This is a genomic window from Candidatus Rhodoblastus alkanivorans, assembly GCF_022760755.1.
GTDB classification, from domain to species: Bacteria; Pseudomonadota; Alphaproteobacteria; order Rhizobiales; family Beijerinckiaceae; genus Rhodoblastus; species Rhodoblastus alkanivorans.
Map to the genome: position 1 here is coordinate 3,670,772 of NZ_JAIVFP010000001.1, position 12,603 is coordinate 3,683,374.

At 61.6% G+C, this 12,603-nt stretch carries 14 protein-coding genes; 3 read left to right on the plus strand and 11 right to left on the minus strand.

Annotation, left to right across the window (positions count from 1 at the left end):
• Positions 1 to 12 precede the first annotated feature (12 nt).
• A complete protein-coding gene (locus K2U94_RS17045) occupies positions 13 to 603 on the plus strand; it encodes a hypothetical protein (RefSeq protein WP_243068352.1) in 591 nt (196 codons plus the stop codon).
• 184 nt (positions 604 to 787) lie between these two features.
• Here K2U94_RS17045 and K2U94_RS17050 read toward each other — a convergent pair whose 3' ends face one another.
• Together K2U94_RS17050 and K2U94_RS17055 are read right to left on the minus strand one after the other, a co-directional pair.
• Positions 788 to 1,207, minus strand: a complete 420-nt coding sequence (locus K2U94_RS17050; RefSeq protein ID WP_243068353.1) for a Rieske (2Fe-2S) protein — start codon at positions 1,205 to 1,207, stop codon at positions 788 to 790.
• 24 nt (positions 1,208 to 1,231) lie between these two features.
• Complete coding sequence (locus tag K2U94_RS17055) at positions 1,232 to 2,830, minus strand: flavin monoamine oxidase family protein (RefSeq protein WP_243068354.1); 1,599 nt, start codon at positions 2,828 to 2,830, stop codon at positions 1,232 to 1,234.
• 190 nt (positions 2,831 to 3,020) lie between these two features.
• On the opposite strand from K2U94_RS17055, the gene K2U94_RS17060 reads away from it, so the two are divergent.
• Together K2U94_RS17060 and K2U94_RS17065 are read left to right on the plus strand one after the other, a co-directional pair.
• Positions 3,021 to 3,479 carry a hypothetical protein gene (locus K2U94_RS17060; RefSeq protein WP_243068355.1) on the plus strand — a complete coding sequence of 153 codons (459 nt, stop codon included), beginning with the start codon at positions 3,021 to 3,023 and terminating at the stop codon, positions 3,477 to 3,479.
• A gap of 79 nt (positions 3,480 to 3,558) precedes the next feature.
• Complete coding sequence (locus tag K2U94_RS17065) at positions 3,559 to 3,873, plus strand: hypothetical protein (protein WP_243068356.1); 315 nt, start codon at positions 3,559 to 3,561, stop codon at positions 3,871 to 3,873.
• A gap of 146 nt (positions 3,874 to 4,019) precedes the next feature.
• On the opposite strand, the gene K2U94_RS17070 is transcribed toward K2U94_RS17065, so the two are convergent.
• The 9 genes from K2U94_RS17070 to nifD form a co-directional block, all read right to left on the minus strand.
• Positions 4,020 to 4,634, minus strand: a complete 615-nt coding sequence (locus tag K2U94_RS17070; RefSeq protein ID WP_243068357.1) for a nitrogen fixation protein NifQ — start codon at positions 4,632 to 4,634, stop codon at positions 4,020 to 4,022.
• Positions 4,634 to 4,927, minus strand: coding sequence for a ferredoxin III, nif-specific (gene fdxB, locus K2U94_RS17075; RefSeq protein WP_243068358.1), 294 nt, complete (start codon positions 4,925 to 4,927; stop codon positions 4,634 to 4,636). The genes K2U94_RS17070 and fdxB overlap by 1 nt, the downstream gene beginning before the upstream one ends.
• 17 nt (positions 4,928 to 4,944) lie before the next feature.
• Positions 4,945 to 5,145 carry a CCE_0567 family metalloprotein gene (locus K2U94_RS17080; RefSeq protein WP_243068359.1) on the minus strand — a complete coding sequence of 67 codons (201 nt, stop codon included), beginning with the start codon at positions 5,143 to 5,145 and terminating at the stop codon, positions 4,945 to 4,947.
• 9 nt (positions 5,146 to 5,154) lie between these two features.
• Positions 5,155 to 5,625: a NifX-associated nitrogen fixation protein gene (locus tag K2U94_RS17085; protein ID WP_243068360.1), complete on the minus strand. Its 471-nt coding sequence runs from the start codon at positions 5,623 to 5,625 to the stop codon at positions 5,155 to 5,157.
• Positions 5,626 to 5,668: 43 nt separating this feature from the next.
• A complete protein-coding gene (gene nifX, locus K2U94_RS17090; protein ID WP_243068361.1) occupies positions 5,669 to 6,064 on the minus strand; it encodes a nitrogen fixation protein NifX in 396 nt (131 codons plus the stop codon).
• Between the two features lie 24 nt (positions 6,065 to 6,088).
• Complete coding sequence (nifN, locus tag K2U94_RS17095) at positions 6,089 to 7,492, minus strand: nitrogenase iron-molybdenum cofactor biosynthesis protein NifN (RefSeq protein WP_243068362.1); 1,404 nt, start codon at positions 7,490 to 7,492, stop codon at positions 6,089 to 6,091.
• Positions 7,493 to 7,497: 5 nt separating this feature from the next.
• On the minus strand, positions 7,498 to 9,183 hold the full coding sequence (gene nifE / locus K2U94_RS17100; protein WP_243068363.1) for a nitrogenase iron-molybdenum cofactor biosynthesis protein NifE: 1,686 nt from the start codon (positions 9,181 to 9,183) through the stop codon (positions 7,498 to 7,500).
• Positions 9,184 to 9,396: 213 nt separating this feature from the next.
• A complete protein-coding gene (nifK, locus tag K2U94_RS17105; RefSeq protein WP_243068364.1) occupies positions 9,397 to 10,956 on the minus strand; it encodes a nitrogenase molybdenum-iron protein subunit beta in 1,560 nt (519 codons plus the stop codon).
• A 69-nt stretch (positions 10,957 to 11,025) separates the two neighbouring features.
• Complete coding sequence (nifD, locus tag K2U94_RS17110; RefSeq protein ID WP_243068365.1) at positions 11,026 to 12,528, minus strand: nitrogenase molybdenum-iron protein alpha chain; 1,503 nt, start codon at positions 12,526 to 12,528, stop codon at positions 11,026 to 11,028.
• Between the last annotated feature and the right edge of the window lie 75 nt (positions 12,529 to 12,603).

Consider the following 12,603-nt stretch of genomic DNA (forward strand, 5'->3'; position numbering starts at 1 on the left):
CGGAGAATGACAATGACATCGATCGAATCCACCGCCTTCGCCGGCCTGGAGAAGGAGAAGCGGCTGCTCAACGCGACCTTCAAGGGCCCGACCGGCAAGCCCGGCTATTTCGGCTTCCGCGGCGACTTCGCGCTGGAGTTCCAGCAGCAGCTCGCCGACGAGGCGCGCCCGCCGGAATTCAAGCTCGAACAGATTCTCTCAGTGGCCAAGGAAGGCGCGGGCAAAATCGAAATCCTGGTCGGCTATCTGCACGATTTCGCTTATTTCGACGCCTTCAAGAAAGTCGTCCTGCCGCTGCTGGCGCCGGAAGGCACCTATTTCATCTTCGTCAACAACATCGACCTGCTCGCCAAATATACCGTCGAGGTCGACGGCGTGACCTTCACCATCCTGCCCTGCGACGAATCCACGGTCTGGAAGGAAGTCAACGACTTCTGCGGCCTCGATAAGAACGACTACAAGAAGCTCGACGCCGGGGGCAAGCTGCAATTCGTGCTCGACAAACTGGTCGAGGCCAAGGAAACCTTTGAAACGCTTTCCCTCTCCGACGCGCTGTCGCGCGCCGAGCCTGTCAAGAACCGCAACGAAAACCGCCCGGTCTGATTTGCTGCGATTTCGGCGGATGGCGGCGCGCCGTTCGCACGGAAAGAGGAGGCGTTTCCGTGGAAACGCCTCCCGCGTTATTGTTCTGTCTGAGCGTGATCTTTTCCGAAAAGCGGTTCCCGCTTTTCGGAGTCATGCGCGCGGCGGCGCGCCGTTTTCCAATCGCACCTCGACACCTTTCCAATCACGCCTCGACACTGCTGGCGTCCGCCTCGTCCTCGTCCTCGTCCTCCTCCTCGGCCAGGCTGACGCCAGTGATGCAGATGTCGCCGTCGATCACCTGCAATTCCACCGGCTTGAGATGGTCGTTCTTGCAGGGACCAGCCGAGCAGCGTCCGGTGCCCAGCTCGAACAGCGCGCCGTGCTTGCCGCACATCAGGCGCAGGCCGGTCGGATCGAGAAACTGCTCGCGCTCCCAATCGAGGCGCGCGCCGTGATGCGGGCAGGAATTGACATAGCCAAAAACCTGCTTGCCCCAGCGCACCACCACGATCGGGAAATTCTTCTCCTCGCCCGCCTCATCGAGGACGGCGAGATCGAATCCCTGCGCGCGCTGGCTCTGAATATCGTCGAGGGCGCAGATCACATAAGCGACATCGGACATAAGTTTCGCTACTCCTTGCATGATTCAGGCGGCGGCGCCGTCCTGCGCCTCGACTTCGCCGAGGAAACGGGTGTTCAGCGCCAGTGAAAATTCGGTCCAGGCGGCGGCGACGTCGCGCATGATCACCTGAACATATTCCCGCGCAAGCCTATGTTCGTCGGGAAAATTCGACAAAGCGCAGGACGTGGCGTTGAATGCCGCGACATCGTCGAAAAACTGCTTCAGCACGCCGCCGAACGGTTCTTGCGCCAGCGGCGTCAAGGCGCTGCGGCCCTTCTCGACCGCGACGCCGCGCACATCGAAGGGCAGACTTTCGACCCTGGCGAGAGCCTGGGCGAAAAAGGCCTCGACAGAGCCGAGCATCGCGCGCTGGGTCAATTGGTCACGCGCCTGGTTCGCAAGACTGGCGTTGAGCCGGCGGCGGTAGTCGTCCAGAAGTCCTGGCGCCTTGCGCTCGACCCAGGCCGTAAAGCGGCGCAGGCTGGCGTCATTCGCATTTTCGCCCTGGCGCAGCGCCGCATCGTCCTCGGGGGCCGTGTCGCGAAAAATGTCGCGCGCGATGCGCTGGGCCGCCTCCAGCGCGCCTTCCATATAGCCAGCCTGGATCGATCCCGTCTCCGAGCCGCCAAGATGTAGACGCCCCTGCCACAACGCGCGCCGCAGCAGCGGATTGGCGGCTGAGCGCTGCTCCTCGCGGCCGCGCTCGCGGTCGAGCGCACTGCAGGTTTCGGCATCCTTGGCCCAGTCCTGATAGAAATGCTCGCGGCCATCGGGCAGGCCGCCGAACACCTGTTCGAACTGGCTTTGCATCAGCATGGGCAGGCCGTCGCGAAAGGCCTCGCGCAATTCCGGGCCCATGGCCAAAAAGCCGCCAAGCGCGGCTTCGCCGCCGCGCGGATCGCTGGCGTCGAAAATCTCGTCGAACACCGCCTGTTCGTGGCTGACGAAGGCGTTCCCGGAATGCCCCGCCTCGCGCCATGCCGGCGCGGCGAAAGTCGTCACCGCCTTGGCCTGCGCCGCCATCCAGGTCGGCGCGTCGCGCATGACCTGGCGCATCGACCCGTCGAGACCCGGCGCGAAGATGATGCGCTCCTCGGCAAGACGCGGCGGCAACGCCAAAACGACGCGATCCGCCTCGACCACGCGGGTCGCGCCCGCTTCATTGATCGTGAGCACGACATGATCGTCGCCGTCGCGGATGCCCCTGATCTGGCAATCGAGATGAAGCCGCTCCTGCGGCAGCAATCGGCGCAAGGCTTCGACTATTTTCTGGGCGCCGCCGACCACGCGCCGGGCGCCGCCATGCACGCCGCCCGCGACATCGATCCGTTCCGGCGTGGCGTCCGCCTCGTTCAGCCGCAGCACGGCGCCGTCGTCGAACTGGGCGAAGCTCTCCAGGCCCAGTTCGCCGAGCAGCGCCGTCAGCAGCGGCTGGCGGTCCGGCCAGAACCATGACGCGCCGAGATCGACCGCGTGGCCCGACAATTTGCAATCGACCGACAGGATGCGCCCGCCCCAGCGTTGACGGGCCTCGAACAGTTCGAAATCCCGCCCCCGCCGCGCCAATTGCGCCGCAAGGGCCAAGCCGCACAAGCCGCCGCCGACGATCGCCGTTTCCACCATGTCGTCCTCCGTCTGGTCTCCGCGCGTCCCAAGCAAGATTCGCGCAGATTTTCCGACACCCTGACAAAAGGCGACAACTTAGTCGCGATGCCGACGCTCGCGCCGCTGTTCCCGACAGGCCGCGTCCGGTAACACCGAGATTGGCACAGATTTTGATGCTGTCGCACGAGGGTTACAACAGGAGATGGGAATGAACCTCGCTTCCGCTTTCGCCGATCTGTCCACGGACGACATCAAGGCCTTGCTTGATGGCGGCACTTTGACAATCTATTCGGTCGCGCGCCCGATCAGCGCCGACATTCCGGTCGAATTTTCGAGCGCTCTGGTGAGTTTCACCTTCGCGACTCCCGCCTTCGGCGCCGCCGACGGCGAATTCGAAACCCCGGCTTTCGTCGAAGCCTCTGTCGCCGCCGCCCATGTCGGCACCCCCGGCTTCGCCCGCGCCTGCAAGGCCGACGGCACGGTGGTCGCCGATTTCTCGGTCGGCCCTGGAAGCCGCGAGGTCAAGCTCGGCGAAGTCTCGGTTTCGCCCGGCGCGCCGGTGGTGGTGAAGGCGTTCAAATTCGGAACCGTCGGCGATTGGCCGGAGCGTCCCGATTACTACAATTCCAAGCCGAAGCCGGGCTATGCGCTGGCGGCTCAGGACTGATTTTCGTCGGATGGCCGAGCGGCGCGCCCGCCCGCCGTCCGCCTCATTGAGGAAGGTTTTCGGAGGAAGGTTTTCGTCCATGGCGACTCTGGTGAAGACAACGCAGGATGGCCGCAAGGTCGAGGTGACCGGCCAGGCGATCACGCTGGGCGGCAAGCTCGAAGCGGTCGAATTGATTCCGGTGAAGGACCATCCCAACCGCGCCAAAATTTTCCAGGTCATGCCCGAGGCGGCCTATATGGCCGGCCGCGTCGCGCTGACCGAAGAGGAAGGCCGGATCGTGCTCGAAGCTTTGGCCAATGGCGAGGCGGAATTCCTTTCCAACCCCAAAGCGATCGAAGAGCGTTTTCGCTATGCCGCGAACCGCCGCGAGCAGGAACTCGGCATTGAGTGAGGACTGCGCTTGTTCGGCAAAATCCCGCCGCGGCGTCATCGCGGCGGGATTTTTTCATGAGCATGCCAGCGCCGTCATTGCGAGCGGAGCGAAGCTGTCTTTCGGCAGTTGGACAATTTCGCTCCGCTCACAATGACGGCATCGCGCTATAAGCGTTCTTCCTGATAGGCGTGGCTCAATTGCGCGACGCCCTCCTCCGACCCGAAACAGGAAGCGAAATCGTCGCAGTCGGAGCACACCGGCGCCGGACACAAAGTGAATCCTTCTGCGCCGCACACCATGCGATAGAGGAATTTCTTCCACTTCATGTCGCCGGAATTGCGCTCTATCAGGCGCGGAAAATGGCGCGCCATCAGTTGAGACAGTTCTCCGCGATTTCTCAAGCCGAGATCCTGCCACAGATGATGCGGCTCCTGACAGCGGCGCGCGATCATCGTCGCCAGGGGACGCAGGAAATCAATCGGCCCATTCGCGTAGATCAGCAAAATGTCGATGACCGATTTTTCCTCGATTTGCGGGGACGGCCCGACAGCGCCCGCCATCGCCGCAAGAGCCGGCGCCGCAGCCGGAAACAACTCGTGCGCCACTTGCGACAGCGTCGCGCAATCAAGGCCTGAGGTTCGCGCGAGCGGCGCCCCCTCCTCGTCGGCTTGCGCGATCGCCACCGCCAGAATGCTGGCGACGACATGCAGATCGAACCTCTCGCTGGTGGAGGCGTCACCCGCCTCCATCAGCCAGCGATAGGCGCGATCGGCGTTCATCACGCGGCCAGGGATTCGGAGCCGTGGGTCTGGCAATTGGCCGGGCAGACCCGCGCACAGGCGCCGCAGCCGACGCAGGCGCCGACGTCGGCCATCACCATGACCTTCTTCTCGACTTCATCATCCTCGTCATCGTCGAGTTCGACAATATCGCCGTCCTCATTGATGCCCTTGAGGGTCATCACCTCGCGGCCGCAGACCTTGTAGCAGCGGCCACAGCCGATGCATTTCTCGGCATCGATGGCCAGAAGATAATCGGGCGCCCACTCGCGCCCGTCGCGCGCAATCGCCATTGAAATCGCCTTTCCCGTCACGCCGTTTCGAGTGTCTTCAGTTGCTCGCGCTTCGCCTCAAGCTCGGCGAAGGCGTCATAGGTTTTTTGCGCGACATCGAGAACCGTCTGCCAGTTCAACGGCAGTTCCTCGGAGAGGTCGTGCAGATTCATTTTCGCGTTCATTGCGCGCGCCGAAAGCTTTTTGATTTCAGCTTTCAAGGTTTCAACGTCGCTCATGATGGGACCTCAATATTTCGCCGCTTCGGGGAATTTCTCGATCATTTCGAGACCGCCCTTGATTTGCTTCTCGCCCTCCTCGGCGAGTTTGGCGAAAGTCTCGAAACCGAAGCGGTGCACGTCGCGCAATTGCTTGTTGACGACAATGAGACGGCCGCCGATCAGCACCATGCGGCCAAAGCCCTCGTGGCTCATTTTCAGCATCGGCGTGATCATGACCTTCGACGCATGTTCGATGGCGAGGCCGATCGCATTGTAGAACAGTTCGAGCCGCCAGATCGTCTCCGGATCGGGATCGGCGATGATCGGGATCGCCTTGCGCTGCTCCTTGGTGACGATGTAATCGGCGATGAGTTGCGCGTCGCTCTTGTTCTCCCAGGTCCCATGCGAATCCTGCGCCCGCCAGACTTTGACGAGTTGCTTCAGGAAGGGCGATTCCGCAATGATCGCGGCGTCGTCGAGTGTGGCGGCTTCAGTCATCTCAATCCTCATTGTGCTGGCCGGCGTGGGCCAAGTGCGAAAATCAGTCTTCGAGGTCGAAGACGCGCTCCTTGCCCTTGCCCATGGCCTTGCGCAGGAAGGGCGGCGGATTGCCCTTGAGCACGTCCTGCAATTTCTTGAGCAGGTCTTCGATATTCTCGGGCTGCGTAACCTTGATCGGGTGGATATTCTGCGCGACCACGCGCGCGGCGCCCGAACCGCCGATCGCCGCCACGTAAAGAATGGCGCAATCCTTCACCGCCTCGATCTTCGGCGCGAGCTTGTCCTCGTTGCCGTCTTCCTGGAGATCGCCGTCGAAAGTAAAGGCCTCCAGGAAGCTATAGCCATTTTCGTCGAGCTCGTAGACCGCGACGTTCTTGGCCCAGCCGAAATGCGCGTCGACCCGCTTCAAGTCCTGTGTAGCAAATGCGACTTTCATCGGCCTGCCCTTTCTCCCGAAAACTCAGCTCGCGGCTATCGTTGCAATCGCGGCGCCATCCGCGTCACTGGCGTCGAGGCCCCAGGGATTGCGCCACTTATCCGGCGTAACCTCATGATTTTCTTCGCGGTCTTCGATCAGCAGATTGGCGACCTGGAAGATGAGGTCGCGGCTTCCGCGATAGCCGACCGACAATTTATGGCCCGCGCCCAACCGGTCGAACATCGGAATGCCGATGCGATGAAACGGGATTTTCAGACGTCCCGCCGCCTGCCGGCCGTGCGAATGGGTAACGAGCAGGTCGCAGGCTTTTTCGCGCGCCAATGTCTCGAGATCTTCGAGATCGCCGATCCACACTTCCTCCGCCGGGATCTTTTCCAGCACCGGCGATTGCGTCGTCGTGACCGCAGCCACGATTTGCGCGCCCATTTCGTTGAGGCAAGAGCCGACATCGTAGAGCAGGTCCGGCTCGGCGCCGATCGCGAGCTTGCGCCCGCCGAGATGGAAATGTCCATCGAGCATGGCGTCCACCAATTGCCCGCGCTGGCGGCGATATTTCATCGGCGCCGGACGGCCGGAAATTTCGCTAAGGAAACCGATCAGTTCATCGTTCGCCGCAAGGCCGCACAGACGTTCGAACAGGCGATAGGGAACGCCGGTCTTTTTCTGCATCGCTTCGGCGGCGGCAAGCATCTGGGCGCCGACGGCGATCGTCCAGCCCGCGTCGCCCATGGTCGCCACCTCGTCCACCCCGACGCCGCCGATTGTGGTCGGCGTGAAATCATCGGGGATATGGCCGTCGAGCGAGCCGCCGAGGTCGGGCAGGAAGGTCGGCTCCAGGCCGAAATCCTCGATGATCGTGCGCAATTCATCGATGTCGCCGGGCGTGAGATGGCTGCCGGGCAACACATTGACGCGCGAAAAATCGCGGCGCGCCGGATTGACCGGCGGCTCCACCAGTTCCTCGACCAGACGGGTCACCGCCTTTTCCCAGCCGTCCTGAAACGCGTCCTTGAAATCCGGCGTCGAGACATAGACGATCGGGAAATCTTTCAGCTCGGGATGGTTCTGGCGGATCAGCCCGATATAGCCGATGACGTCGTCGCCCTTGGTTTCCGTGACGCCGGTCGATGCTATGCCGATGAGCTCCGGCTTGGTGCGCTTGATGATGTTGAGCACCGCCTGTTCGACATTCTCATAGCCGCCGAGCACGGTTGCGACTTCGCTCATCGCCGTGGTCTGCAGCGGTATGGCTTCCTTGAAATGGCGCACGAACAACACCAGTCCGAAGGAGGTGCAGCCTTGCGAGCCATGCAGCAGCGGCATCGAACCGCGCAGGCCCATGAAGGCCAGAGCCGCGCCGATCGGCTGGCTCATCTTCAGCGGATTGACGGAGCAGGATTTTTTCGGAATGACGACCTTGGCCATGGCGCTTACTCCGCCGCCACGTTCTGGACCTGTGTCGGTTGTCCGACATCGGCCTGAGCCTCCAGGATTTCCTCGATGCGGACCGCGCAGGCGCCGCAGCCACCGGAGGCGTTGGTCTTTTCCTTGACGCCTTCGACAGTGGTCAGGCCGAAGTCGCGGATCGCATCCTCAATGGTTCCCAGCGTGACGCTTTTGCACATGCAGATCGCCTTGGCGCGGCGCGCGTCTTCCGCCTTGACCGGATCTGCGGCAAGTTCGGCCGCCTCGGCCTCGATCTGCGCGAGCGCTCTTTCCTGCCAGCTTTCGCCGGCGCGGGCCCACGGCGCGGGTCGGCGCACCTCCTGCCACACCGGATTGTAAAGCGTCTTCTCGATCTCCTTGACCAGTTTCACCATGCCGACATAGCCCATATAGGCGTGGTGGCGCTCCTGGTTGATGTCGAGCCAGGGCATGGTCGCTTTCAGCGCGATGAATTGCGAACGCCCGCCCGACAGCATGATGTCCGCCCTGGCGTCCTTCAGCATTTTGTACATTTCGCGCGGGGTCATGTCCTCGATCATATGGGCGTCCTGGCCCATCAACTCCTTGATGCGCTCCTTGTCCTCGCGGGTCGACTTCTTGACGCTGGTGCCGACGAGTTCGAGACCGGCCTCCTGCAGCGCCGCGACCACGGACCAGGATTTGACACCGCCGGTGATGAGCAGAACTTTTTTGTTCTTGAAGCGCTCCTTGTAGGCGGCGATCGCCGCATAGGCGTTCTTTTCCTCCCGGGCGATCAGCTTTTCCGTCCGCTCCATCAATTCGGCGGGCGCGCCCTGCTGGACCAGAAGGCCCGCGAGTTCGCGCAGGGAGTCGCTGGTGTCCTCGATGCCGTAGAACGAGCCTTCGAAGAAGGGAATGCCGTAGCGCTCCTCCATCTTGCGGGCGACATTGATCATCGCCTTGGAGCACACCATCATCGAGGCGCGCGCGCGATGCGACGACGCCACCTCATTGTAACGGCCGTCGCCGGAAATGCAGGACAGGATGCGGATGCCGAGTTCATCGAGCAATGGCTTCACCTGCCACAATTCTCCCGACAGGTTGAACTCGCCAATGATGTTGACGTCATAGGGCGTGGTGTATTCCGGCTCGACCGTGCCGATCACATGGTCGAGAAGCGCCTCGCCGGCGAGCTTGTTGCCGAGGTTTTTCGGACCGACGAAACCCGGCGCGTTGACCGGAATCACCGGCTTGCCGAATTTTTCCGTCGCCGCCTTGCATACCGCATTGATGTCGTCGCCGATCATCGCCGGGACGCAGGTCTGATAGACGAAGATCGCGGGCGGATCATATTTGTCGATGATTTCCTTGCACGATTTGAACAGGCGCTTCTCGCCGCCGAACACGACGTCGGTCTCGTTCATGTCGGTGGTGAAACTGGTGCGCCACAGGTTCGAACCGGACGAAGCCGCGCCGCGATTGTCCCAGGAATTGCCTTCGCAGGCGATGGGGCCATGGACCAGATGGGCGACGTCGGTGAAGGGCTGGAGCGCGATCTTGGCGCCGTCGAAAGCGCAACCGCCGGCGGCTCCCCCGGGCTGCAATTGCTTTGTGCAGCCTTTCTTCTTTTCAGCCGCCGATTTATTGGCGTTTTTCGCGCAGCCCGGCTCGTTGAAAACATCCTGAATGGTTGCCGAAAGAGAAGCCATGGAGATCTCCTGTCCGGATTTCTTCTCGCCCTGGACGCTCGGCGCGAACAGGCCATGCGGGAAAGGAATCGTTTTGCTGGCCAGGGTTTGAGCAAGTTTCGCGCCGCATCTGCAAAGGCCCGGGACGCAAAGAAAAAAGCCCGGAGCGGCAGATGCGCTCCGGGCCCTTGGAGGAGGATTGTCGGTTTGTCGCCAAACCGACAATGAACAGGATCAGCGGATGATGTCGAACGAATAGTCGGTCTTGGCCGGCATAATGGTGGCGAGATCGATCGTGTCGAAGATCTTGTCGAGGATCGTCACGAGAACGTTCATGCCGCCCTGATAGCCCCACACCGGATAGCGGTGCTTGTGGTGACGGTCGAAGATCGGGAAGCCGATGCGGATCAGCGGGGTGCCGGTGTCGCGCTCCAGATATTTGCCGTAGGTGTTGCCGATGATGAAGTCGACCGGATCGGTGAACAGCAGCGAGCGCATGTGCCACAGGTCCTTGCCGGGATAGACCTTGCAGTTCTTGCCGAAGGGCGAGCTGTCGAACAGCGCGTGCATCTTCTTTTCCCATTCCTTGCCGCCATTGGTGGCGAGCACGGTGGTCGGCTCGGCGCCGAGTTCGAGCAGGAATTCGGCGAGGCCGTAGCAGAGGTCCGGATCGCCATAGATCGCGAACTTCTTGCCGTGGATGTGGGCGCTGGAGTCGGCGATGGCGTCAACCAGGCGGCCGCGCTCCTTGGCAAGCGATTCCGGAATTTCGACGCCGGCGATCCGCGCGATTTCCATCAGGAAATTGTCGGTCGCCTTGACGGAGATCGGGTGGTTGAAGGCCACCACTTCCTGGCCGTGCTCGGCGATGAACGGCAGGGTCTTTTCGGTGCAATATTGCTGCATCGAAATCGTCGCCTTGGCGTTGATCGCGTTGGCCGCCTCTTCGAGCGTCGTGCCGCCGTCATACATGCGGAACTCGCCGTCGGTCGGGGTGTCCCACACGTCCGAATTGTCGCCGAGGATGGTGTATTCGATGCCCATCTCGTTGAAGATGCGCTTGATTTCGCGGAGGTTGCCAACAGTGTAGCCGTCGAAGCCGCCGAGGAAATTGATCGAGTTGTTCGGCTTGCGCTCGAGCTTCTCGGCCGTGCCGGCCTTGCCGTCCCAGAAATGCCACAGAATTCCCTTCATGGCGTTGTCGTAGCCGGTGATGTGGCTGCCGACGAAGGCCGGGGTATGGGCGAAGGGAACGTCGTACTCGGCAGGAACCGAACCCTTTTCCTTCGAGGTCTTGATGAAGGCGTTCAGGTCGTCGCCGATCACTTCCGCCATGCAGGTGGTGGAGACGGCGATCATCTTCGGCTTGTACATGTTATAGGTGTTGGCCAGGCCGTCGATCATGTTGTTCAGGCCGCCGAACACCGCCGCGTCTTCGGTCATCGAGGAGGAGACGCAGGAGGTCGGCTCCTTGAAGTGACGCGAGAAGTGCGAGCGATAATACGCGACGCAACCCTGCGAGCCATGGACGAAGGGAACGGTCTTTTCGAAGCCGACCGCGACGAACACGGCGCCGAGCGGCTGGCAGGCCTTGGCCGGGTTGACCGTCAGAGCTTCGCGGGCGAAGTTCTTTTCCTTGTATTCTTCAGTCTTGGCCCATTCGCGAATGCGTTCGACTTCCGCCGGGTCACGAGCGTTTTCGAACAAGGCCCGCTTGTTCGCCAGCATTTCCTGGTATTCGGGACCGCGGAACAGGTCAAAATGGTCTAGGACGTGATCGGCGTTCTGCGTCATGATAATGCCCTCTGCTGTCGGTGGGTCGCGGTCGGCGCCCGTCTTTCGACGGGCGCCAACCACGCGCGGTCATTCGGCCGCGAGGAGGTTGGAATTTTCGTCTTTCTTCCAGGGCGCCTTGGCCATTTTCCAGACCGGGGCGTTGATGGCCATGTCCATGTCCCGCGCGAAGATCGCGAAACCGTCATAGCCGTGGTACGGGCCGGAATAGTCCCAGGAGTGCATCTGGCGGAACGGCACGCCCATCTTCTGGAAGACGTACTTTTCCTTGATGCCCGAGCCGACCAGATCCGGCTGGATCTTTTCCACGAATTTCTCGAATTCGTAGCCGGTGACGTCGTCATAGATCAGCGTGCCGTCCTTGACATAGTGCTGGGCGGTGCGCTGATAGTCGTCGTTGTGGCCGAATTCATAGCCCGTGCCGACAACTTCCATACCGAGGTCTTCGTAGGCGCCGATGACGTGGCGCGGACGCAGGCCGCCGACATAGAGCATGACCTTCTTGCCTTCGAGGCGCGGACGGTATTTGGCGATGACCGCGTCCATCAGAGGCTGGTACTTGGCGATGACGCGCTCGGCGCCTTCCTTGATCTTGTCGTCGAAGAAGCTGGCGATCTTGCGCAGCGATTCGGCGATCTTCGACGGGCCGAAGAAGTTATATTCGCACCACGGAATACCGAACTTCTCTTCCATGTGGCGGGAGATATAGTTCATCGAGCGGTAGCAGTGCAGAACGTTGAGCTTCGCCTTGGGGGTGTTCTCGAGCTCCGCCAGCGAGCCGTCGCCAGACCACTGAGCGATCACGCGCAGACCCATCTCTTCGAGCAGGATGCGCGAGGACCAGGCGTCGCCGCCGATGTTGTAGTCGCCGATGATCGCGACGTCATAGGGCGTCGGCTCGAACAGCGGGGCCTTGTTCGGGTCGAGCTTGTCGAAGACATAGTCGCGCACCGCGTCGTTGGCGATATGGTGGCCAAGCGACTGGGAGACGCCACGGAAGCCTTCGCAGCGGACCGGAACGATGGTCTTGCCGGCATATTCCTTCGACTTCGCCTTCGACACCGCCTCGATGTCGTCGCCGATCAGGCCGATCGGGCATTCCGACTGAACAGTGATGCCGTTGTTGAGCGGGAACAGCTCCTGGATCTCGTCCATGATCTTGGCGAGCTTCTTGTCGCCGCCGAACACGATGTCCTTTTCCTGGAAGTCCGACGTGAACTGCATGGTCACGAAGGTGTCGATGCCGGTCGTGCCGATGTAGTAGTTACGACGCGCAGCCCAAGAATACTGGCCGCAGCCGACGGGGCCGTGGCTGATGTGGATCATGTCCTTGATCGGACCCCAGACGACGCCCTTCGAGCCGGCGTAAGCGCAGCCGCGAATGGTCATCACGCCGGGGATCGACTTGATGTTGGACTTAACGCCGCAATCGGACTTGCCGGCTTCGTGAACGTTAAGATGTTTGGCACGGCGCTTGGCGGTCTTTTCGGGATAAACCGCGAGCACCTCTTTGATCAATTCCTTGTTGCGCGCCTTGATCTCGGCAACGCTCTCATTGTTCGCAACACTCATGTCGCCACCTCTCGCAATCCGTTGCGCCGTTCGGGAATCCGGCCCCCGGAATGGGGGCCGGACCATTTCAGGCGA